Origin of the sequence: Streptomyces sp. DSM 15324, from assembly GCF_001514285.1 — a bacterium.
Taxonomy (GTDB): Bacteria; Actinomycetota; Actinomycetes; order Streptomycetales; family Streptomycetaceae; genus Streptomyces.
In genome coordinates this window covers 136,476-158,163 of record NZ_KQ949033.1, presented here as the reverse complement: position 1 = coordinate 158,163, position 21,688 = coordinate 136,476, and the positions used below count along the sequence as shown (strand labels likewise).

General features: G+C 73.9%; 21 protein-coding genes. 3 read left to right on the top strand and 18 right to left on the bottom strand.

Translation table 11 applies throughout. The annotated features are described in order from the left end of the window. Positions 1–150 precede the first annotated feature (150 nt). Positions 151–1,353: a bifunctional class I SAM-dependent methyltransferase/NUDIX hydrolase gene (locus AQJ58_RS30495; RefSeq protein ID WP_067255966.1), complete on the bottom strand. Its 1,203-nt coding sequence runs from the start codon at positions 1,351–1,353 to the stop codon at positions 151–153. Between the two features lie 240 nt (positions 1,354–1,593). Here AQJ58_RS30495 and AQJ58_RS30490 point away from each other — a divergent pair, with 240 nt between their 5' ends. Further along, positions 1,594–2,949 carry a dihydrolipoyl dehydrogenase family protein gene (locus tag AQJ58_RS30490; protein ID WP_067255964.1) on the top strand — a complete coding sequence of 452 codons (1,356 nt, stop codon included), beginning with the start codon at positions 1,594–1,596 and terminating at the stop codon, positions 2,947–2,949. Positions 2,950–2,959: 10 nt separating this feature from the next. On the opposite strand, the gene AQJ58_RS30485 is transcribed toward AQJ58_RS30490, so the two are convergent. Next, complete coding sequence (locus AQJ58_RS30485; protein ID WP_079079337.1) at positions 2,960–3,409, bottom strand: carboxymuconolactone decarboxylase family protein; 450 nt, start codon at positions 3,407–3,409, stop codon at positions 2,960–2,962. A 37-nt stretch (positions 3,410–3,446) separates the two neighbouring features. Here AQJ58_RS30485 and AQJ58_RS30480 point away from each other — a divergent pair, with 37 nt between their 5' ends. Continuing rightward, positions 3,447–4,376: a pirin family protein gene (locus tag AQJ58_RS30480; RefSeq protein WP_067255961.1), complete on the top strand. Its 930-nt coding sequence runs from the start codon at positions 3,447–3,449 to the stop codon at positions 4,374–4,376. Positions 4,377–4,744: 368 nt separating this feature from the next. On the opposite strand, the gene AQJ58_RS30475 is transcribed toward AQJ58_RS30480, so the two are convergent. The 7 genes from AQJ58_RS30475 to AQJ58_RS30445 are packed head-to-tail and all read right to left on the bottom strand — an operon-like array spanning position 4,745 to position 11,610. After that, positions 4,745–5,608, bottom strand: a complete 864-nt coding sequence (locus AQJ58_RS30475) for a bifunctional methylenetetrahydrofolate dehydrogenase/methenyltetrahydrofolate cyclohydrolase (RefSeq protein ID WP_067255959.1) — start codon at positions 5,606–5,608, stop codon at positions 4,745–4,747. 17 nt (positions 5,609–5,625) lie between these two features. Beyond that, complete coding sequence (gene purU, locus AQJ58_RS30470; RefSeq protein WP_067256290.1) at positions 5,626–6,480, bottom strand: formyltetrahydrofolate deformylase; 855 nt, start codon at positions 6,478–6,480, stop codon at positions 5,626–5,628. Positions 6,481–6,518: 38 nt separating this feature from the next. Further along, on the bottom strand, positions 6,519–7,112 hold the full coding sequence (locus AQJ58_RS30465; RefSeq protein WP_067255957.1) for a sarcosine oxidase subunit gamma: 594 nt from the start codon (positions 7,110–7,112) through the stop codon (positions 6,519–6,521). Continuing rightward, positions 7,102–9,912, bottom strand: coding sequence for a 2Fe-2S iron-sulfur cluster-binding protein (locus AQJ58_RS30460; RefSeq protein ID WP_067255956.1), 2,811 nt, complete (start codon positions 9,910–9,912; stop codon positions 7,102–7,104). The genes AQJ58_RS30465 and AQJ58_RS30460 overlap by 11 nt, the downstream gene beginning before the upstream one ends. Then, positions 9,909–10,190 (bottom strand): sarcosine oxidase subunit delta, encoded by a 282-nt coding sequence (locus AQJ58_RS30455; protein WP_067255954.1) that lies wholly within the window; start codon positions 10,188–10,190, stop codon positions 9,909–9,911. The genes AQJ58_RS30460 and AQJ58_RS30455 overlap by 4 nt, the downstream gene beginning before the upstream one ends. 20 nt (positions 10,191–10,210) lie before the next feature. Then, a complete protein-coding gene (locus AQJ58_RS30450) occupies positions 10,211–11,431 on the bottom strand; it encodes a sarcosine oxidase subunit beta family protein (protein WP_067255952.1) in 1,221 nt (406 codons plus the stop codon). Further along, positions 11,428–11,610, bottom strand: a complete 183-nt coding sequence (locus AQJ58_RS30445) for a hypothetical protein (protein ID WP_067255951.1) — start codon at positions 11,608–11,610, stop codon at positions 11,428–11,430. Before AQJ58_RS30445 ends, AQJ58_RS30450 begins: the two co-directional genes overlap by 4 nt. A gap of 130 nt (positions 11,611–11,740) precedes the next feature. On the opposite strand from AQJ58_RS30445, the gene AQJ58_RS30440 reads away from it, so the two are divergent. Further along, the gene (locus AQJ58_RS30440; RefSeq protein WP_067255949.1) at positions 11,741–12,391 is read left to right on the top strand and encodes a GntR family transcriptional regulator; all 651 of its coding nucleotides are present in this window, start codon (positions 11,741–11,743) and stop codon (positions 12,389–12,391) included. 599 nt (positions 12,392–12,990) lie between these two features. On the opposite strand, the gene AQJ58_RS30435 is transcribed toward AQJ58_RS30440, so the two are convergent. The 9 genes from AQJ58_RS30435 to AQJ58_RS30395 form a co-directional block, all read right to left on the bottom strand. Continuing rightward, on the bottom strand, positions 12,991–13,635 hold the full coding sequence (locus AQJ58_RS30435; RefSeq protein WP_067255947.1) for a recombinase family protein: 645 nt from the start codon (positions 13,633–13,635) through the stop codon (positions 12,991–12,993). A gap of 146 nt (positions 13,636–13,781) precedes the next feature. Then, a complete protein-coding gene (locus AQJ58_RS30430; protein ID WP_067255946.1) occupies positions 13,782–15,335 on the bottom strand; it encodes a hypothetical protein in 1,554 nt (517 codons plus the stop codon). A gap of 243 nt (positions 15,336–15,578) precedes the next feature. Then, positions 15,579–16,271 carry a DinB family protein gene (locus AQJ58_RS30425; RefSeq protein WP_067255944.1) on the bottom strand — a complete coding sequence of 231 codons (693 nt, stop codon included), beginning with the start codon at positions 16,269–16,271 and terminating at the stop codon, positions 15,579–15,581. 114 nt (positions 16,272–16,385) lie between these two features. Then, on the bottom strand, positions 16,386–16,643 hold the full coding sequence (locus AQJ58_RS30420; protein WP_067255942.1) for an EF-hand domain-containing protein: 258 nt from the start codon (positions 16,641–16,643) through the stop codon (positions 16,386–16,388). A 136-nt stretch (positions 16,644–16,779) separates the two neighbouring features. Then, on the bottom strand, positions 16,780–17,805 hold the full coding sequence (locus AQJ58_RS30415; RefSeq protein ID WP_067256288.1) for a TolB family protein: 1,026 nt from the start codon (positions 17,803–17,805) through the stop codon (positions 16,780–16,782). A 68-nt stretch (positions 17,806–17,873) separates the two neighbouring features. Then, positions 17,874–19,160 (bottom strand): MFS transporter, encoded by a 1,287-nt coding sequence (locus tag AQJ58_RS30410; RefSeq protein WP_067255941.1) that lies wholly within the window; start codon positions 19,158–19,160, stop codon positions 17,874–17,876. 5 nt (positions 19,161–19,165) lie between these two features. Then, positions 19,166–20,056 (bottom strand): alkaline phosphatase family protein, encoded by an 891-nt coding sequence (locus AQJ58_RS30405; protein ID WP_067255939.1) that lies wholly within the window; start codon positions 20,054–20,056, stop codon positions 19,166–19,168. A gap of 299 nt (positions 20,057–20,355) precedes the next feature. Beyond that, a complete protein-coding gene (locus AQJ58_RS30400) occupies positions 20,356–20,679 on the bottom strand; it encodes an antibiotic biosynthesis monooxygenase family protein (protein WP_067255937.1) in 324 nt (107 codons plus the stop codon). A gap of 45 nt (positions 20,680–20,724) precedes the next feature. Further along, positions 20,725–21,630, bottom strand: a complete 906-nt coding sequence (locus tag AQJ58_RS30395; protein WP_067255935.1) for a hypothetical protein — start codon at positions 21,628–21,630, stop codon at positions 20,725–20,727. Positions 21,631–21,688 lie beyond the last annotated feature (58 nt).

Genomic DNA, 21,688 nt, shown 5'->3' with positions numbered 1-21,688 from the left:
GGGCCAGGGGACCGACCGCCAGAAGGCAAGCGGGCGGCACCACGAGAACGGGTGACAGAACCACGAATCCGGGTGTCTTCCCACGGCATTCGGGCGTGCCGTCGTGCGGTTCGTGCTAGGGCGATGGTGGTGGCGTACGACCGGGACCGGTCAGCCCACGGGCGGGGGAGCGGCCACGGGGGCCGCGTAGGGCGTGAAACGGGCCGGGGCGTGGTCGATCGGCAGGTCCGGGCGCCAGGCGGTCAGGGACTGGGCGCTGCACTCGAACAGGGACGGCGGCAGCCGGTCCAGCGGATACCAGCGCCAGTCGCCGACGCTCTCGCCCGGCTGGTCGGCCGCGTCGCCCGTCCACCGCTCGACCACGGCGCCGACCGTCATCCGCACCACGTCCCCGACCCGGTCCAGGCTGGTGCCGAGGAGCCGTACGTCCGCCGGGTCCGCGCGCAGCCCGGTCTCCTCGCGCAGCTCCCGCACGACCGTCTCCTCCAGGGACTCCCCGGGCTCCACCGTCCCGCCGGGCAGCTCCCAGGTGCCCCGGCGGTGACGGCCGAGCAGCAGTCCCCGGGGACCGTGCAGGATGGCCCCCACGCCGAGGGCCGCGTGCGCCACGGGCGGGTGCGCGGTGCGGGGGCGGGCGGAGATCCGCAGCGGGCGGCGGGCCCGGAACACCCGGTAGGAGGCGCGGTTGACGGCCGGGTCGGGGGCGGCGACCGTCTCCACCCGCTCGACGCGCAGACCGTGACCGGTGAGCAGGTCCTCCCACACGTCGGTGCCGAGCACCCACATCCGCACCGTCGCCTCGCCGCCGCCCGCGAACCGCAGGACCTCCGGCCGGGCGGCGAACTCCGAACCCGGCCCCCGCCCGGCCGAGTTGGTGTGCAGCACGCTGAAGCACAGCGTCCCGCCGGGCTTCAGAGCGGTGGCCAGCGCGGGCAGCAGCCGGCGGGGATCGACGTACGGCACGGCGTTGACGGCGTAGATCACGTCGTACGGCGCGCAGTCCCGCAGATGGGCGACGGCGTCCGACTGGACCAGGCGCAGACCGGGCAGGGAGCCGTACCGGGCGCGGGCCCGTTCGATCTGGCCCGGCGCGAGGTCCACCGCGTCCACCTCCGCGCCGTACGCGCGCACCAGCCGGGCGGCGTGCCGGCCCGTGCCGCAGCCGAGGTCCAGCACCCGCCGCCCCGTCAGCTCCCCGAGGAACGACTCGTCCGGTCCGGCGCCCGGGAAGCCCCAGTCGATCCGCTCCGCCTCCGCCAGGACGGTGCCGCGCCGCAGATGGTGGACCGCGTACGCCTGCCAGGCCGCGGCGTTGACCGGCTCGGGTCCGGGGGGCGTGACGGGTTCGGGCATCGGCGGGCCTCCGGGGGGCGACGGTCGACGGACCCGGCGATTCTTACCGGGCCGGGCGGCCGGCAATCACCCGGTGTCCTCGGGCGGCTCCGGGGGCGCGGCGTGCGCGCAGAGGTCGGCGCCCGTGCACCCAGGGACACGAGCGGTGCCCCGGCGGGCCCTAGCGTCGGGGTGCGGCGGGCCGGGCGGTCGGACGTGCGGCCGTACGCGCGAGGGCGCGGGCACGGGAAGGGCAGGGGCATGGACGAGCGGGTGGACGTGGTCGTCGTGGGTCTGGGGCCGGGCGGCGAGCATGTCGCGGGCACCCTGGCCGAGGCGGGGCTCGACGTCGTGGGCGTCGAGGCGGAGCTGGTGGGCGGGGAGTGCCCGTACTGGGGCTGTGTGCCCAGCAAGATGATGATCCGGGCCGCGAACCTGGTCGCCGAGGCGTGCCGGGCGCCCGCGCTGGCGGGCCCGGCGAGCGTGACGCCCGACTGGCCGAGGGTCTCCGACCGCATCCGGCGCGAGGCCACCGACGACTGGAACGACCAGGTCGCGGCCGAACGGCTGGAGGGCAAGGGCGGCCGGCTGGTCCGGGGCACCGGACGCCTCGCAGGGGAGCGCCGGGTGACCGTCGGGGACCGCACCTTCGGGGCCCGCCGGGGGGTGGTGCTCGCCACCGGCGGACGTCCCCGGATCCCGTCCGTGCCGGGGCTTTCCGGGACCCCGTACTGGACCAACCGCGACGCGGTGGCCGCCGCGGAGCTGCCCGCGTCGATGATCGTGCTGGGCGGCGGCGCGGTGGGCGTCGAAGTGGCCCAGGTCTTCGCCCGGTTCGGCTGCCGGGTCACGGTGCTGGAGGGGCGCGAGCGGCTGCTGGCGCACGAGGAGCCGGAGGCGGGGGAGCTGGCGGCGACGGCGCTGCGGGCGGATGGCGTGACGGTCCTGACCGGGGTGAGGGCCCGTCAGGTCACCTACGGACAGACCGGGTTCGTCGTGCGGGTCGCGGACGAGGAGCTGCGCGCCGAGCGTCTGCTGGTGGCGGCGGGCCGGTATGCCGATCTCGGGGGCATCGGCGTGGAGACGGTCGGGCTCGACCCCGCGGCCGCGGCGGTCCCGACGGACGGACGGATGCGGGCGGCGGACGGCCTGTGGGCGGTCGGCGACCTCACCGGGCGCGGGTCCTTCACCCATGTCGCCATGTACCAGGCGCAGATCGCGGTCCGCGACATCCTCGGCGAGCCGGGCCCCGAGGCCGACTACCGCGCCCTGCCCCGGGTCACCTTCACCGATCCCGAGATCGCGGCCGTGGGCCTCACCGAGCGCCAGGCCCGCGAGCGGGGACTGCGGGTGCGTACGTCGTCGGTCCCGCTCTCCGCCTCGACCCGCGGCTGGATCCACGGACCGGGCGGCGAGGGCTTCCTCAAACTCGTCGAGGACACCGACCGGGGCGTCCTGGTCGGCGCGACCTCGGCCGGCCCCGCGGGCGGCGAGCTGCTGTACGGCCTGAACGTCGCCGTGCACGCGGAGGTCCCGGTGGAGCGGTTGCGGCACATGATCTACACGTACCCGACGTTCCACCGCGCCGTGGAACCGGCGCTCGCGGGGCTGCGTTGACCGGACGGGGTCAGCGCACGGGGTGCTTGCTGAGGATGGACACCCGGTTGAAGGCGTTGATGGTGACGGCGACCCAGACGACCGCGGAGATCTGGTCGTCGGTGAGCACCTCCCGGGCCTCGGCGTACGCCGCCTCCTGGGCAGCGGCGTCGGTGGGGTGGGTGGTCGCCTCGGCGAGCGCCAGGGCCGCGCGCTCCAGCGGGGAGAACAGCGCGGTGTCCCGCCAGGCGGCGAGCACACCGAGCCGCCTGGTCTCCACGCCGGCCCGCACGGCGGCCTTGGTGTGCACGTCCAGGCAGAACGCACAGCCGTTGAGCTGCGAGACCCGCAGATTGACGAGCTCCACGACGGTCCGGTCCAGGCCCGCGTCGGCGGCGGTCGCCCGTACGGCCTCGGAGGTCTGCACCAGAGCGTGATAGGCCTTGGGGCTCTGCTTGTCTATGAAGATCCGACCGGTCATAGTTGAATATCTAACCATCCATGAAGGGGGCCCAGTGATGAGCGAGCCGAGCACGGTGGAGGTTCTCACGCCGCGTGACGTACCGCTGGGCGGACCCCGGGCCATGACCGTCCGCCGTACGCTCCCGCAATTCCGGCGCAGCCTGATCGGCGCCTGGTGCTTCGCCGACCACTACGGCCCCGACGACGTCGCCGCGACCGGCGGCATGGACGTCGCCCCCCATCCGCACACCGGGCTCCAGACCGTCAGCTGGCTGTTCAGCGGTGAGATCGAACACCGCGACAGCCTCGGCAGCCACGCCTTCGTCCGCCCCGGCGAACTCAACCTCATGACCGGCGGCCACGGCATCGCGCACACCGAGGTCTCCACCCCGCGCACCACGGTCCTGCACGGCGTCCAGCTCTGGGTGGCCCTCCCGGACGCCCACCGCGACGCCCCCCGCGACTTCCAGCACCACGCACCGCAGCCGGTCCGCCTCCCCGGCGCCACCCTGCGGGTCTTCCTCGGCACCCTCGCCGGGGCCACCTCACCGGTGCGCACCTTTACGCCCCTCCTGGGGGCGGAGCTGCTCCTCGACCCGGGAGCGGACCTCACCCTCCCCGTCGACCCCGCCTTCGAACACGGCCTCCTCGTCGACACCGGCACGGTCCGCTTCGCCGGCACCCCGCTCAAGCCCGCCGAACTGGGCTGCGCCGACCCCGGCCCCGACCACCTCACCCTGACCAACGACTCCGACACCACCCCGGCCCGTGTGATCCTCCTGGGCGGCCCGCCGTTCGAGGAGGAGATCATCATGTGGTGGAACTTCGTCTGCCGCACCCACGACGAGGTCGCCCGGGCCCGCGCGGACTGGATGGCGGAACTGGGCGGGCCCCGGTTCGGCGAGGTCGAGGGGTATGAGGGGGCACCACTGCCGGCGCCGGAGCTGCCCACGGTCGCGCTCAAACCGCGGCGGAGGGTCGGCTGATTCCCCCCAGGAGGTGACCGGCCACCCCCTGCCCGGACGGATCGCCGGCGACGGCGCCCCGACGCGCGCCGCCCACCGCCCGAGGCGGCTGCCCGAGGCCCGAGGCCCGACGCGCGCCGCCCCAGGCGGCTGCCTGACGCCCGACGCGCGCCGCCCCAGGCGGCTGCCTGACGCCCGACGCGCGCCGCGCGCCGCCCGACGCGGCTACCCGAGGCCCGAGGCCCGACGCGCGCCGCCCGACGCGGCCGCCCGACGCGCGCCGCCCGACGCGCGCCGCCCGACGCGCGCCGCCCGACGCGGCTGCCCGAGGCCCGACGCGCGCCCCAGGCGGCTGCCCGACACCCGACGCGCGCCGCCCGACGATGGCCTCACGCGCCCGCCCCCACCCCCCGTTCCGCCGCCTCGACGATGTTCGTGAGCAGCATGGCGCGGGTCATCGGGCCCACGCCGCCGACCGGCTTGGTCAGGGTGCCGGCCACTCGGTCGACGTCGGGGTGGACGTCGCCGAGGATGCCCTCCACGGTGCGGGTGAGACCGACGGACAGGACCGTCGCGCCGGGTTTGATCCAGTCGGGCCGGACGAGGTGCGCGACCCCGGCCGCGGCCACGACGACGTCCGCCTCCCGGGCGTGCGCGGCCACGTCGCGGGTCGCCTCGTGACAGAGGGTCACGGTGGCGTGTTCCGTGCGCCGGGTGAGCATCAGCCCGAGCGGCCGGCCCACGGTCACGCCACAGCCGATCACGCAGAACTGGGCGCCGGTGATGGGGACATGGTGCCGCCGCAGCAGGTCCAGGATGCCCCGGGGCGTGCACGGCAGGGGCGCGGGGACGCCCAGGACGAGGCGGCCGAGGTTCGTCGGGTGGAGACCGTCGGCGTCCTTGTCGGGGTCGACGAGCTCCAGCACGGCGTGCATGTCGAGGGTGCCGGGCAGGGGCAGCTGCACGATGAAACCCGTGCACGCAGGATCCGCGTTCAGCCGCAGGACGGCGGCCTCGACGTCGGCCTGCGTGGCGGAGGCCGGCAGGTCGACCCGCAGCGAGGCGATGCCGACCTCGGCACAGTCCCGGTGCTTGCCGCCCACGTAGGAGTGGCTGGCGGGGTCGTCGCCGACGAGGATCGTGCCCAGTCCGGGGACGATACCGCGCTCCCGCAGGGCGGCGACGCGGCCGGTGAGTTCACGCTTGATGTCCGCGGCGGCTGCGGAGCCGGAGAGAACGGTCGCGGTGGCCATGATGGACGCCTTCCGTGTCAGCTGAAGATGACCGTGCGGTTGCCGTGCAGCAGGATGCGGTTCTGGCAGTGCCAGTTGACCGCCCGGGCCAGCGCGAGCCGCTCGGCGTCCCGGCCGACCAGCACGAGCTGGTCCGCGGAGAGCCGGTGGTCGACGCGGATCACCTCCTGCTCGATGATGGGCCCCTCGTCCAGGTCCGCCGTGACGTAGTGGGCCGTGGCGCCGACGTGCTTCACCCCGCGCCGGTACGCCTGGTGGTAGGGCTTGGCGCCCACGAAGCTCGGCAGGAACGAGTGGTGGATGTTGATCGCCCGGCCTTCGAGGGCCTTGCACAGGTCGTCCGAGAGGATCTGCATGTAGCGGGCCAGCACCACCAGGTCGACGGCGTGCGCCTGAACGAGCTCCAGCAGCCGGGCCTCCGCCTGCTGCTTGGTCGCGGCGGTGACTGGGATGTGCTCGAAGGGGATGCCGGCCGCATCCGCCATGGGCAACAGATCGGGGTGGTTGGAGACGACGAGGGCGATGTCGGCGTCGAGCGTGCCGCTCCTGGAGCGGTAGAGCAGATCCGCCAGGCAGTGGTCGAACTTCGACACCATCACCAGGACACGGGACCTCGCCGTGGCGTCCCGCAGCTCCCACCGCATCCCGTAGGTGTCCGCGATCGCCCCGAACGCGTCCCTCAGCCCGTCGAGGGTGACCGCCCGGTCGGTGCTGGTGAAGCCGGTGCGCAGGAAGACCCGGCCGTGTTCGGGGTCGTCGAACTGCTGGTGCTCGGTGATGTCGCAGCTGTGCCGGACGAGGAAGCTCGTCACGGCGTTCACGATGCCGGGGCGCTCGGGGCAGCTCAGGGTCAGGACGAACGGGGTGCTCATGGCTGTCTTCTCCTTGTACGTGTCCGGGACGCCGGGGGTCATCCCGTCCCTCCGCCGTACTCCGTGGCCGCGTCGACCAGCCACGCCGCGGCGTACGGGGCGAACGAGGACCGGACCAGCAGCCACACGGCGGCGGCGGCCTCCGCCCGGACGACCAGCGTGATGCCGGTCTGGGCGAGCAGGGTGGTGTAGCAGGCGCCGACGGGCGCCACCCGGCGGTCCAGGTCGAGGGCGCAGCCCTGCGCCAGGATCTCGCGGGTGAGGGCGCCCCTCAGGGACAGCACCGTGCGCTGCGCGGAGACGTCGGTGACGGTGGCGAACTCCTCGCCGATCGCCGACCTCAGCCGTCCGGCCAGCTCCTCACCGGTGTCCGCCGGAGCGACCAGCAGCCATTCGTCGGGGCCCATCCACAGGGCCTTCACCTCACCCGACATCTCGGCGCGCGAGGCCGGTGGCAGCCGGACGCCGAGCACCGACTCGACCGCCTTCGCCGCGGGACTGTCCACCGTCGCCCGCAGGGTGAGCTGGGTGAGGTACGGCAGCTCCCGGACCTGGAAGCCGTCGGGGAGCCGGCCGAACGCCTCCTGCCAGTCGGCGAGCGGGCTGAAACGGGCGGGGGCGTCAACCGTCACGGCGGGTTCCCTCCTTGTCGTAGAGCACGGGCTCGGTCACGGTCACCGCGACGGTGCGGCCGTCCAGCGGGACGTAGAGGGTCTCGCCGACCCGCTGGGTGCCGCCGCGCAGCAGCGCGAGGGCGAAGGTGCGGCCCAGGGCGTCGCTGCGGTAGCTGGAGGTGACGTGCCCGAGCATCGGCACCGGCGGCGCGGGCACCGTCTCGGTACCGATGATCTGGGCGCCCTCCGGCAGCAGCGTGCGTTCGTCGACGGGCAGCAGCCCAACCAGTTGCTTGCGGTCGGCGCGCCGGTTCTCGGCCCGGTCGAAGGAGCGCTTCCCGACGAAGTCGTCCTTCTTCCCGGACACCACCCAGGACATGCCGAGGTCCTGCGGGGTGATCGTGCCGTCGGTGTCCTGCCCGATGATCGGGTACGCCTTCTCCGCGCGCAGCACGTGCATGGTCTCCGTGCCGTACGGCGTGATCCCGAAGGGCCCGCCCGCCGTGTACAGGGCCTCCCACACCGTGCGCGCGTACCAGGCCGGGACGTTGATCTCGTAGGCGAGTTCACCGGAGAAGCTGATCCGCGCCACCCGGGCGGGCACGCCCGCCACGACGGTGTCCTGCCAGGTCATGAACCCGAACGCGTCGTTGCCGACGTCGAGGGCCGGCGCCACCAGGGCCAGGACGTCGCGAGAGCGCGGCCCGACCAGCGGGATCGTCGCCCAGTGCTCGGTGACGGAGGTGAGGTGGACCCGCAGGCCGGGCCACTCCGTCTGAAGCCACTCCTCCATCCAGTCCAGCACCCTGGCGGCGTTGCCGGTGGTCGTCGTGACCAGGAACTCCTGCTCGGCCAGGCGCAGGACGGTTCCGTCGTCGAGCGCCATGCCGTCGACCCCGCACATCACGCCGTAGCGGACCCGGCCGACCTTCAGCGAGCTCATCACGTTGGTGTAGAGCCGGTCCAGCAGTTCGCCGGAGTCCGGGCCCTGGACGCTGATCTTGCCGAGGGTGGAGCCGTCCATCATGCCGACGCCCGCACGGGTCGCCCGGCACTCCCGCAGCACGGCCTCCTCGAGGGTCTCCCCGCCGACGGGGTAGTACCACGGCCGCTTCCACTGGCCGACGTTCTCGAAGAGCGCCCCGTGCTCGACGTGCCACCCGTGCAGGGCCGTCACCCGGACCGGGTCGAACAGCTCGCCGCGGTTGCGTCCGGCGAACGCGGCGAACGCCACCGGCAGCGTGGGAGGCCGGAGCCGCGGGGTGCCCAGCTCGGCGATGTCCACGCCCAGGGCCTCGGCGACGATGCCGGAGGTGAGGACGCCCGAGGTACGGCCCTGGTCGTGGGCGGTCCCGATGGTGGTATACCGCTTGACGTGCTCCACCGAGGTCAGGCCCGCCCCGGTGGCCCGCAGGACGTCCGCGACGGTCCCGTCGCGCTGGAGGTCGACGAATTGCAGGGAGTCCTCCTCGGCGCTCGGTACCCGCCAGAGCACCGCGCCCGGTGCGTCCGCGGGCGCCTCGGCGACGGCCGGCAGCGCCACCCGCGGGGCGCTCCGGCCGAGCGCCGACAGCGCCTGCCGGGCCGCCTCCACGCCGTCCGCCAGGGCTCCGGCCAGGCCGGGGACCCCGCTCGCGGCACCCGCCGTACGCACCGTGTCCAGGGCGGCGGCCGGGACGAAGGCGCCCAGCTCGCCGTCGTAGCGGAGCCGTCCCCCGGACTGGCTGAACAGGGCCACCGCCGGGTTCCAGCCGCCCGAGACCAGCAGCAGGTCGCAGCCGAGGTGTTCGGGGCCGAGGCGGACCCCCTCGATGCGCTCGGTGCCGCTGGTCCCGGTCACCACCTGCCCGGCCCGCACCTCGATGCCCCGCGCGGCACACGCCTCGCGCCAGTGGGCCGGCACCTCACGCCGTACGTCGACCAGGGTGTGGACGCGGGCGCCGGCGTCGGCGAGTTCGACCGCCGCGCGGTAGGCGCTGTCGTTCGTGGTGAACACGGCGATCTCACGGCCCGGCAGCACGCCGAAGCGGTTGAGGTAGGTCCGGGCGGACGCGGCGAGCATGATGCCGGGGCGGTCGTTGTCGTCGAACGCGATCGGCCGCTCGTAGGCGCCGGTGGCGAACACGGCCTGCCGCGCCCGGACGCGCCAGACGCGCTGCCGGGAGACATGGGCGGGCGCGGCCGCGCCGAGGTGGTCCGTGCGCTTCTCCAGGGCGAGGACGAGACCGTCGTCGTAGGAGCCGATGGCGGTGGTCCGCCGGAGCAGCCGGACGTCGGGCAGCGACGCGAGTTCGTCCGTGACCTCGGTGACCCAGCCGTCCAGGCCGTCCCGGCCGCCGAGCAACGAGCCGCCGGGGCGGGGGAGTTCATCGACCACGACGACGCGCACGCCGGACCGGGCGGCGGTCAGGGCGGCGGACAGACCGGCCGGACCGGCGCCGACGACCAGGACGTCGCAGTGGGCGTGCACGGTGTCGTACCGGGCCGGGTCGGGCCGGCTGCTCAGCCGGCCCTGTCCGCTCAGCCCCCGGGCGACGAGCCCGTCGTAGAGCTCCACGGTGGTGGCCGTGAGCATCGGCTCGGGGAAGGGGGCCTCGATCTGCACCAGCGCGTTGGGCTCCTCGACCCCGGCGGTCATGATGCCGCGGGGCCGGCCGTAGGTGATGCCGGTCGCCACGTGGTGGACGCCGTTGGCCAGCAGTGCCGAGGCGAGGGTGTCGCCCGGGTGGCCGGTGTACGCGGTTCCGTCGAAGGTGAACGACAGGGTCGTGCCGCGGTCCACGGTGCCGGAGCCGTCGATACGGTACGGGTTGCTCATGAGCCGGCCTCCTGACCGTCGGCGTCGGGCCGGGGGGCCGCGAGGAACCGGTGGGTGGCGGTGTCGCGCAGGGCGTTGAACCAGCGGCGGCATCCCGCGGCGTGGATCCACCGCTCCGCGAACGGGCCCTTGGGGTTGTCGCGGAAGAAGACGTACTGGGCCCACTGCTCGTCGTCGAGGTCGGCGGGGGCCGCGGGGTAGGGGACGTGCGCCTGTCCGCCGTAGTGGAACTCGGCTTCCTCGCGCGCGCCGCACCAGGGGCAGGCGATGAGTTGCATCGGAGTCTCCGGGAGAGGGATCAGTGGGCCACGGCGGCCGCGCCGTGCTCGTCGACCAGCGCGCCGGTGACGAACCTGGACAGGGCGAAGGGCGCGTTGTACGGGTGGGGTTCACCGGTGGCGATGGTGTGGGCGTAGCACCAGCCGACGCCGGGAGTGGCCTTGAACCCGCCCGTCCCCCAGCCGCAGTTGAGGTACAGGTCCGCGACCGGGGTGAGCCCGACGATGGGGGAGGCGTCCGGGGTGGTGTCGACGATGCCGGCCCAGGTGCGCAGCATGTGGGCGCGGGCGAACACCGGGAACAGCTCCAGGGCGGCGGCCATCTGGCGTTCGATGATGTGGAACGCGCCGCGCTGGCCGTAGCCGTTGTAGCTGTCGATGCCGGCGCCCATGACCAGCTCGCCCTTGTGCGCCTGGGAGACGTACACATGGACGGCGTTGGACATCACGACCGTCGGGTGCACCGGCTCCAGCAGCTCGGACACGAGCGCCTGTAGCGGGTGGCTCTGCAACGGCAGTCGCAGGCCGACCATCTCGGCGAGCACGGAGGTGTGTCCCGCGCCGGCGAGCGCCACCTTGCCGGCGGCGATGTCGCCGCGCGTGGTCCGTACGCCCGTCACCCGGCCGTCCGTCACGTCGATGCCCGTGACCTCGCAGTTCTGGATGAGGTCGATGCCGTACGCGTCGGCCCGCCGGGCGAAGCCCCAGGCGACGTAGTCGTGCTTGGCGATGCCGGCGCGCGGCTGGTACGTGGCGCCGAGCACCGGATACCGCACGTCCGGGTCGATGTTGACGATGGGACAGACCTCGGCGACCTCGTCCGGCTCCAGCCACTCGGCGTCGATGCCGTTGAGCCGGTTGGCGTACACCCGGCGCTTGCTGTCCCGGATGTCCTGGAGGGTGTGCGCGAGGTTCAGCACCCCGCGCTGGCTGAACAGAATGGGGTAGTCGAGGTCCTCCTCCAGCGTCTCCCACAGCTTCAGGGAGTGCTCGTAGATGCCGGAGCTCTCGTCCCACAGGTAGTTGGAGCGGATGATGGTGGTGTTGCGGGCCATGTTCCCGCCGGCCAGCCATCCCTTCTCCAGGACCGCGACATTGGTGATCCCGTGGTTCTTGGCCAGGTAGTAGGCCGTCGCCAGGCCGTGCCCGCCGCCACCGACGATCACCACGTCGTACGACCGCTTGGGGTCGGGGTTGCGCCAGAGGAAGTCCGGGTGGTCCGGAAGCGGCGTGCCGGTCATGCCGCGGCTCCGTTCAGCTCGGGGTGCAGGGGGAACGCGGCGGCGAGCCTCGCCACCCGGCCGCGCAGCGCACCGGCCCGTTCGGCGGAGAGTCCCGTCGAATGCTCGCGCTCCAGCTCCGCGTCGACCGCGGCGGCGACCTCCGGGTCGAACAGGGTCAGCGGCTGGGAGAAGCTCATGCGGGCCCCTTGGAAGACTAGGCGCGTACGTCTGATATATCAGTTGTAGGCGTATTGCAGGTCAGTCGTCAAGGAGTCGTCGGGTAGTCTGGCGGCCCAGGAGCAGCAGAGTGGGCGAGGAGGGCGCGCCATGTCGGTCGTGGTGGCGGAGGAGGGGCTCACCCTGGCCGAGCGGGCCTACAGGGCCCTGTGCGACAGCCTGGTGACGCTCCAGATCGCGCCCGGGACGCCCATCAACGACGAGCAGGTGGCGGCGGAGTTGGGGGTCGGACGCACACCGGTGCGCGAGGCGCTGAAGCGTCTGGAGGCGGACCGGCTCGTGGTCTCCTACCCGCGGCGCGGCACGTTCGCCTCCGAGGTCCAGATCACCGACCTCGGCCATCTCACCGAGGTGCGCCTCCGGCTGGAGCCGCTGGCCGCCGACTGCGCCGCGCGCCGGGCCGGCGCGGGCGACCGGGCCGTACTGAGCAGGCTCCTTCAGGAGCTCGACGCGGCCGCCGGACGGGAGGTCGGCGAACTCCTCGCGCTGGACCTCCGGTTGCACCGGGCGCTGTACACCGCCACGGGCAACCCCTTCCTCCAGGACACGCTCGTGCGCTACGACAACCTGGCCACGCGCATCTGGTGCCTGTTCCTCGACCGTCTGCCCGGACTGGCCGGCCATGTGGGCGAGCACGGTCCGCTCGTCCGCGCGGTCCTGGCGGGCGACGGGGACCGCGCCGCGGCCCTGGCCGCCGAGCACGTGGAGCACTTCGAGAGCGCGATCCGCTCCCTGCTCTGAGCGTCTCTAGAACTCTGTGTGTGCCTGTGGGTTTCAGGCTTTTCGGGCGCGGCGTGGTCGTCTGCTGCCGTCGTGGGGTCCGAACCTCGGGGTGAGGGGGTGGACTTCGGTGGCGTGCAGGTGGTGGAAGCCGGTCCGCTCGGCGGCGCGGGTGCGTCGTCGACAGGTTCTGCGTGAGAGCCGCACCCGGCCGGATTGAAGAAGGTCTTCTTCGGTTCGGTGGGGTGCGGGTACTCCATGACCTGACGCCGGCCTGAATGCTGCTGGTGTCGTGGTGTCATGCCCCGCCGGACGCTGGACTGCCCCCGTGGTGGGGGTGGTGGCGGGGACCGTACGCGCGTCGGGCATACGGCGGGAAGTTTTCTGGCCCGGGCCTGCGGCGGTGCGTCGGGCAGCTCGGTGCCGGGGGTCGGTGGGCCTGCTGGGGGTGGGGCGCCCCTTGTCCGGGGTGGTCCTGGGCCCGCGTGGCCGGGGCGGGGCGCTCTCCGCGTGGCGCTGGCGGCGCAGGCGGCGGGTGGTCCTCTTCGGACGACCCGACCCGCTCACCGCTGCTCTCGAGCACACCACGGAAGGCACTACACGTCGCCGTCGCCACCAGCCTAGCCACGATCTTCACCCGCAACTCCGGCTCCGGCTCCGGCTGCGGCTGCGGCTGCGGCTGCGGCTCCGGCTCCGAGGGCAGGCTGGTCCATGCGGCCCCCGGCTTCGGCCAGAAGCCGCCGCCGCGCCTCACGCGAGCGCATCCCGTACATGCGACCGGCGAAGGTGGCCACCAGCGACATGAAATCGTCCAGCAACTCCTCCATCGCCCCGGCCGCTCCCTTGGAATGCAACACCTCGACCGTAACGCGGTGATGGGCCAGAACCTGGATCAACCAGCCCGCACCGAAGCGGGCCAACCGGTCAACGTGAGTGATCCGCACATGGGTGAACTCCCCCTTCGCGGCCCGTTTCACCAGCCGGTCAAGCCCCGGCCGTGACTCCCGCAGCCCCGAAGCACGGTCCTTGAAGACCGCGACCGTCGCCCCCGAAGCCGACGCCCGCAGTTCGGCTTCCTGCGCGGCCGGCGAAGACTCCTGCCCACTGGTGCCCGAAACCCTCACATACAGAGCCTCACGCCGCCCGGCCGTATCCGGACAGCCGGTCAGAGCGTCCAACGGCTCGGTGCGGAAGCGCCGTTCACGCCCCACCCACACCACCGGAACCCTGCCCTCGTTCGCCTGGCGGATCACCCACAGATCCACACACCCTCTGCTATGCAGCATCCACAAGGATCCCTAAGCGAAACCCGCAACAGTCAGAGACCCTGGTCGGGCGGCGGGACGTGGGAGGCGGGGGCAGGGAGGCCGGCGTCGGGTGTGGGGTGTCGGGGGAGTGCGGCGCGGCCTGCCTACCCGGCCTGATCCGTTCGGTCCGCCCGGGGGAGGGGGCAGGTCAGGGGCAGGACGCGTTCGGTGAGCCGACCGGTCAGATGGGTGTCGGTGAGCGTGGCCTCGGCGAGCCAGGCCGCTGCCGTGAGCTGCTCCAGCAGGTGCGGCAACTCGCCGGCGTCCACCGGGACCGCGGCCGTGAGCGAACTCAGGGCGATGCCCGGCTCGTCGGCGCCGAGGCGGCCCGAGCCGTCGGCGTGGGTGGCCAGCGTCAGCGCCAGCAGGCGGGTGGCCGCGCCGGCTTGGGCCTTGCGGAGCTTCTTGTCCGAGACGACCCGCTGGGCCCACCCGCTCAGCCTGGGCCGTGTCTTCCTGCCGAACGCGAACGGTCCGGAGCCGTCCTCGCGCGGCGCCAGGGAGGGGACGGTGACCGCGACGGGGTTCTCCGGCCGGGAGGCGAGCAGGTCCTCGGCGGTGCCGGGGACGACCAGCCATCCGCAGTCGATCAGCCGCTCGACCAGGTCCTGCGGATCCGTCAGGTTCAGCGCGGTGACGTCCTGGCCGACGACATTGCCGGTCCCCGCGTGCGCGGTGCGCAGGGTCAGCATCAGGGCGAGCAGCCGGGCGTCCGGCCCCGGCAGCGGGCTGTGCCCGGCCACGTGCGCGAGGACGGACCGTACGTGCCCCCACTGAGCCGGCACGTTCAGCACACGGCTGACGGCCGGCCCCTCGGCGTCCGTGCCGAAACCCCCGCGCTGGAGGTGCTGGGAACGGGCCGCGGCGGCGGCCTGCTCGGCGCGCAGCGCCTCCCGCCGCAGCGCCCTGTCCCCGCTCACCTCGGCCCAGGTGGTGAAGGCGCGCGCCTTGCGTTCATGGAGGTCCGCGAGGAGCGCCAGATCGGGTTCGGCCTGCTTCTGGTACGCGCGGAACAGGTCGCCCAGTGCGGCGAGTTCGTCCCGCAGGGCGGTGGGCCGCAGATCGTGCGGGACGATCCGCTGGGCGATCTTCCCGTGCGGGCGGGTGCGCGGCGCGGGCGAGGAGCGGGGCGCCGGCACCCCGCGCGCACCGGCCGGGGGCGGGGAGGTGTCGGAGAACCGGGGCGCCCCGGCCGGCGCGGCCACCGGGCGGTCGGCCGCCGACCCGGCCGGGAGCGGGGCGGCGGTGACGACCTTCGCGCCGGGGGTCGCGGCCGCGCAGCGCGCGCAGCACTCGATCGCCTGCCACCAGCGGCCCTGCCGGTCGACGACCACGGCCAGGACGACCGCACCGCCGCACCGCCAGGGCTGGCCGCCCGGCTGCCGGTCGGCGGGAGAGATGTGCGTACGGCAGCTGTCGGCCCGGCACGCGCAGTACGCCCCGGCCCGAGGCTCCGCGACCGCCCGCAGATGGGACTTGAGGTGTTCGACCGCGGCCGCACGGCCGGCGGCGGCGGACGGCAGTCGCTGCTCGGCGCAGGCAGGGCGGCTGCACGAGACGCGTACCGCCGCGCTGCCACGACCGGCGGGGTCCAGTCGCACCGTCCACCGGCGCCCCAGTACCCGCTCGTCCGGCTCGCTCGCCGTGGCCTCCGTCATCCTCGCCCGTTTCCTTTCCCTCTTGCCGTTCCTTCACTGTGCGTATCCGCGCCACCGCACAGGGCGAGGCGAGGCAGCGGGGCTACCGTACGCGGCAGACGACACCGTGACCTGAGAACTCGCCGGACGCCCGGACGTTGCGGGTCGGGGCGGGTGAACGGCAGTTCGAGTACGGGGGGTGTGGGGGCAAGGCGTCCGGCGAGCGGTGTCGCAGGAGGCGCGGGCCGGGAACGCCGCGTGCCGTCAGGCCCGGTGCTGCCAGAGGTCGCGCAGCAGGGCGATCTCGGACATGTGGTGGATGAACTCCAGGTTGCCGCCCCAGAGCACGTCCACGAACGGATCGTCGGGGTCGGAGCCGTAGGGATACTGGGAGAAGCCGACGGTGTCGAGCTGTTCGTCGGTGACGTTGGCGACGGCCTCGCGCCAGCGGTCGACCGAGGCCCAGAACCCTTCGAGGGCGAGGGAGGCGTCGGGGGTGAAGTCGACCATCAGCTTCGGATCCCGGCGCCGTTCGCCGAAGGCCCACTCCCAGCCGCCCGCGAAGCCGTAGTGGAGGTGCCCCAGCCGCCAGGCGATCGTGGTGACCGGCGTCCGGTCGGGCAGCACCGGGCCGGTGTGGGCGAGGACCTCCTCGACCCGCCGCACGCTCACGCTCCAGTCCTCCGCGATCTTGGCCACGGACATCCCGTCCGCGGCCTGCCGGGCCACCTCGGCGTACTCGCTCGGCGGGATGTCCGGGGCGCCCTGGTCCAGCACCCAGTCGCCCGGCCCGAACGCACGGGGGGTCCTCGCCTCCCCGCGGCGCCGGATCGACCAGCAGTCCGCCGCCGGCTCCCAGAGGTACTCCTCGTCCCCCAGCCCCGCCAGCCGTACCTGGGCCCTCTGCCTGGCACAGTCGAACTGGTCGAGCAGCAGGCCCAGTCGGTCGGTCCCCATGCGTGCCCCTCTCGCGGTCGCCGCCTCTTCGTCTTGTCCCCGCGGAGGCTAGTGGCCGTCGCCCGCGGGGCGCGACGCATTTGGGGCGGGCGGCGGGCGCCGCAGGCCCGGGGTTCAGTTCCAGCCGAAGCGCCGGTCGACGACCGCCGCGAACTCCTCCGGCGTCAGCACCGCGTCCCCGTTCTGGTCGGCCGCGTCGAACAGGGCGGAGGAGGCGTCGGCGTCCCCCAGGCCGTGGAACGGCAGCACCCCCGACGCGGCGAGCGACGGGCCCCTGGTCCGCAGGGCGGTGATCACCTCCGCCCTGGTCAGGGTCCCGTCCTGATCGAGGTCGAGCGCCTCGAACAGCCTTCGGGCCTTGTCACTCGTCACGTCGCCCTCGTTCCTCCGGATCGGCCGCCGGGTCCACCCCGTGCACAGGGGAAAACGCCCGTTACGCCCCTCCGGTTCCACCAGGCTCATGCCAAGCACGCGGGCTCGTGCCAAGAACGCGGCCTCACGGGCACGGTCACCTCAGGTAGGCCGGGGCGACGGCGGAGTCCATCAGCCGGCGGGCCGTGCCGCCGCCGTCGGCGGACACGGTCCACAGATCGGAGCCGTAGTCGCCGGGGAGGGCGTAGACGAGCGTGTGGTCGTCAGCCCACAGCGCCTGGTCGTCGAGGGTGCGGGTCTCGGCCGTCGGGCTCTCCTTCAGGGTCCGCAGATCGAGCACGTACAGCCGCCAGGGCGCGTCGGGCGAGGCCCCCTTCACCCGCTTCTTGTACGCGATCCGGGTCCCGTCGGGCGACAGCGAAGGGCATTCGACGTTGGCGTGCAGGGTGGTGAGGGTGCGGGCCGTGACGTCGCCCCGGACGAGATAGGTCTTCCCGCCCGTCGCCAGGGTGGCGTAGAAGCGGCGGTCGTCGGCGAAGGTGACACCCCAGACGTTGGTGTCGGCCGCGTGGTGGGCGTGCCCGTCCTTGACGACGCGGAAGGTCTCCAGATTGTCGTCGACCGTCCAGGTGCGGGTGTCGACGATCGCCGTGCGGGTGGAGAAGTCCGTACCGGCGTACGAGTCCCCGCTCACGAAGACCGTCCAGGCGACCAGGTGCCCCGAGGGGGAGACCCGGGCCCGCGTCGGGATGCCCGGCACCGCGAAGTGGCGCAGCTCGTGCAGGCGCGCGTCGAGCACCACTGCCCGGTAGGTGTCCCGCAGTGCCCCGTGCACGGCCTGGAGACAGATGCCGGTGCCCGCCGCCGCGTGGAAGCGCAGGCACTTGACGCCCGACACGGTGCGCGGTCCCCCCGGATCGTCGGCGGGCACGCTGGCGATCTCGTCGCGGTGCGGCCCCCAGGCCAGGTTGCGCACCAGCAGCCGGCGGCCGGAGGCGGGCCGCAGCGAGACACTGCCGGCCCGCACGGCCGGTCCGTCGGCCTGCTGCTGGTCCCGCATGCCCGACCGGTGCGCCGCGTACAGCACCGCCCCGGTCCCCACGCTCCCCAGCAGTAGGACGGCCACCAGCAGGATCACCAGCCGCCGGCCGGTCCCGGTCATGCCGGTGCGGGGGGTGTCGGTCCCGCTCGTGCCGTTCCGGCCTCCGGTCCGGGGTGTGCCGGCGCCGGTCATACGGACACCGCCTCGTCCGGTGCGCGGACGGCGGAGGGGCGCAGGACGTACCCGGCGGCCAGCGCGCTGAGGGCCAGGGCGCAGGCCGTGGCCGCGAGCGCGGTCCGCCCGCCCCACAGGCTCCAGGCCGCGCCGAAGGCCAGCGAGCAGGTGAACCGGGCCAGCGCCTGACCGGTGCCGACCAGGGCCTGCCCGGCGCCCTGGTGCCGGTCCGGGACGGCACCGGCGGTGGCGGCGGCGAGGACCCCGTCGGTGGCGGCGTAGAAGGTGCCGTGCAGGACGAGGACCGCCGACACCGCCGGGACGCCGTGCCACGGGGAGAGCACCAGGGCGTACCCGAGCAGCAGGGCCCCGTGCCCGGCGAGGAAGAGCCGGCGGCGGCCGGTCCGGTCGGCGAGCGCCCCGAGCGGGACGGCGAGCAGCAGGAAGACGGCGGCGGTGCCCAGCGGCAGCAGCGGGAACAGATCGGCGGGCAGCCCTCCCTCGCGCTGGAGCAGCAGATACAGGAAGGAGTCGCTGACCGTCGTCAGGCCCAGCAGCGCCGCGCACACGGTCAGCCGCCGCAGGGCCGGGCGCCGCAGCAGCGCCAACGCCTCCCGCAGCGTCGGCCGGGCCGTCTCGGGAGGCCGTACGGCCCCCGCGGGGGTGATGCGGGCGGGTACGAACAGCACCAGCACCAGCACTCCGAGCACGGCCACGCAGCCGCTCACGGCGAAGACCGCGTCGTAGCCGTCGACGGTGGCCCGCAGCACGGCGAAGGCGACGAGCGGGCCGAGCAGCGCGCCGGTGGTGTCCATCGCCCGGTGCACCCCGAAGGCGCGTCCCCGGCGCTCGGGCTCGGTGGCCAGCGAGATCATTGCGTCCCGGGGCGCGGTGCGCAGCCCCTTGCCGGTGCGGTCGGCCGCGAGCACGCCGCTGATCACCGGCAGGGTGTGGGCGACCAGCAGCAGCGGCTTGCACAGGGCCGACAGACCGTAGCCGAGGCCCGCGACCGCCTTGTGCCGGTGGCCCCCTCGGTCGGCGAGATGGCCGCCCGCCAGCCGTACGAGCGCCCCGACGCCGTTGTTGATGCCGTCGAGGAGTCCGAAGCCGAGCGGCGACAGACCGAGGCCCGCGACGACGTAGAGCGGCAGGACGGCGGTGACCATCTCGGAGGAGACGTCCGTGATCAGGCTGACGGCGCCGAGGGCCAGCACGGTGGAGGGCACGGCGGCCGGCCGCCGCCCGGGACGGATGTCCTGGGCGACGGCCGGCGCGGTGCCGCGGGAGTCCGCGAGGTACACCGGCGTCAGTTCCAGATGCCGGTGATGTCGGAGGCCGAGGCGGCGTTGCCGGCGTGCGCGGACAGGCCGGCCAGGTCCTCGATCGTGCGCAGCACGTTGTAGTGGTTGTAGGTGGTGGCGCTGGAGCTGCCAGCCGTGACGTGCTCCCCGTAGAACAGGGTGGGGATGCGGTTGCCGGAGAGCTTGTTGTCCTCGTCGAAGGTCACGGCGAGGACGCTGTTGTGGGTCTTGGCCCAGGTGGCGTAGGCGCCCAGGTTGTTCTGGATCCAGGTGTCGCCGGTGGAGACCGAGCAGTCGTGCATGTCGCTGCACAGGTTCGGCACGACGAAGGACACCTTCGGCAGGGTCGTGTAGTCGGTCGGGAACTGCGCGAAGGTCTTCGCGGTGCTGGTCGGCACGTTGGAGAACCCGAACCAGGGGTTGTGCTTCTGCGCGTACCTGCCGCTGCTGCAGGTCGTCGAACCCTGGCTCGGCAGCGACTCGTTGTAGCTCGCCCAGGTCGTGCCCGCGGCGATCAGCTCGGAGGCCAGGTTGGGGGCGGAGATCGAACCGACGGAGACACAACTGTCGTCGGTGCGGCCCTGGTTGGAGCCCGAGAAGAGCATGTAGTAGTTGGGCTCGCTGGGATGGGTCAGACCGTAGGACTGGGTGAGGTTCGCCCCGCCCGCCTTGATCGTGTTGTTGAGGTAGGGGGCGCTGGAGCTGCCGATGACCTGCGAGTAGGCGTGGTTCTCCAGCACCACGACCACCACGTGGTCAGGGGTCGGGAGCCCCGTGGCCTGGGCGGTGGTGGCCGTGGTGGCCCAGACACCGATCGAGGCGGCGGTGAGGGCGACGGCGCCGGCGAGTGCGGCGAGGGGGCGTCGGTTGCGCTGGGAAGCCTTGACGGCGGCCATGACTGTCCTCCGGGACAGAAGCGACGGACGTTCGGGGAGCGGCGCCGCACACCCTAGGAGCCCCGGGCCTGCCCCGCGTGAAGGCCAGGCGAACGGCGGACCCCGGCAGGCAAAGGTCGGGTCAGTCACAGGTAATGCACAGGAAAATCAAGGGGGGCGGGGCTGCGTCGCGAAGGAGTGCCCGACCTTTTCAGCCTACGCTCCGGGGTCCCGGCGGCCCGGCAGCCGCACGAGGGGGCCCCACCCGGTGGGTCCGGTGGGCGGACGGCGGCATCCCGTCCGCCCACCGGCGCGACCGGCTACGCCTCCTTCGGGGCCGCCTGCTGCACCACCTCGAAGGACCACAGGGTCGCGGCCGAGGCGGCGGGCCTGGCCTGCTCGCCCTCGGCGCCGCCCCGGTGCGCGGACTTCATCGGACCTTCCATCCACGCCTGGAACGACTCCTCGTCCCGCCAGCGCGTGTAGACGAGGTAGGTGTCGGTGCCCTCGACCGGGCGGAGCAGCTCGAACCACTCGAACCCGTCGGAGTTCTCCACGGCGTGCGCCCGCGCCGCGAACCGCTTCTCGAGGGTCTCCCGCTGCTCGGCCGGGACCGTCAGTACGTTGATCTTGACTACGCTCATGCCCCCATCCTGCCCTCCGGCACCACCGGGGGAGCGGACCACCCCCTACTCGGGGCCGTCCCCGGGAGCCGGTTCCAGCCGCTGCGCCTCCCGGGCGGCCCGCCGGGCCTCCCGCTCCGCACGGGCCAGCGCGTCGCCGGCCGCGCGGGACCGTTCCTCGGCCCGCCGCTCCTCCTCGGCCGCCGACCGGAGCGTCTCCCGGGCCCGCCGCAGCGCCTCTTCCGCGTCCTCCGCCTCCCGCCGGGCCCGCCCGTGGTGCTCCCGAGCCCTGCCTACGGCCGCCTCGGCGGCGGTGTGCTCCGCGCGCCGCTCGTCCCGTTCCCGCGCGGCGGTGTCGGCCGCCGCACGGGAACGGGAGAGGCGTTCCCGGCGCCGTCGGGCGAGGTCGTCCCTGCGAGGAGGGGACGGCGGACCGCGCCGCACCGGGCGCGCCGGTGCGGCCCCCGCCGGGAAGCCCGACGGCGGGACCAGGGCGTTGTCCAGGCGGCCCGTGGCCCACCGGTCCGCCGCGTCGGCGTCGGCGAGCACGGCCTGGAGGGTGGCGGTGACCTCGCTCAGCACGGCGGCCGACAGCCGCTGCCCGGCGTCGAGCGCGAGGTCGGCCGTCCGGCGGGTCAGCGCGACGACGATCCTGCGGCGCTGGTCGGACAGCTCCCTCACCGCGCCCGGATCCAGGTCCCGATGGGCCCTGCGCAGTGCCTGGCCCAGCTCCAGGAACCGCTGGCTCTCCTCCGGCCGAGACCGCAGCAGCAGATTCGCGGCCCAGGCGGCGAGGGTGGGCCGACGGGCCCCGTGGATCCGGCGGGCGTCCTCCGCCCGGCCCGCCGTCCGGGCTGCCATCGCCAGCTCCTCACGGCGCGCCACGAAACCGGACGGCGGGGTGGTGTACAGGGCGTCGAGCACCGCCTCCACGTCCTCCGTCCCGTCCCCGCGCCCGCGCTCACCCACCATGCCGCCCAGCCTCCACCGGGCTACGCGCCCGCGCACGCCGGGACCGGGTCAGTCCTCC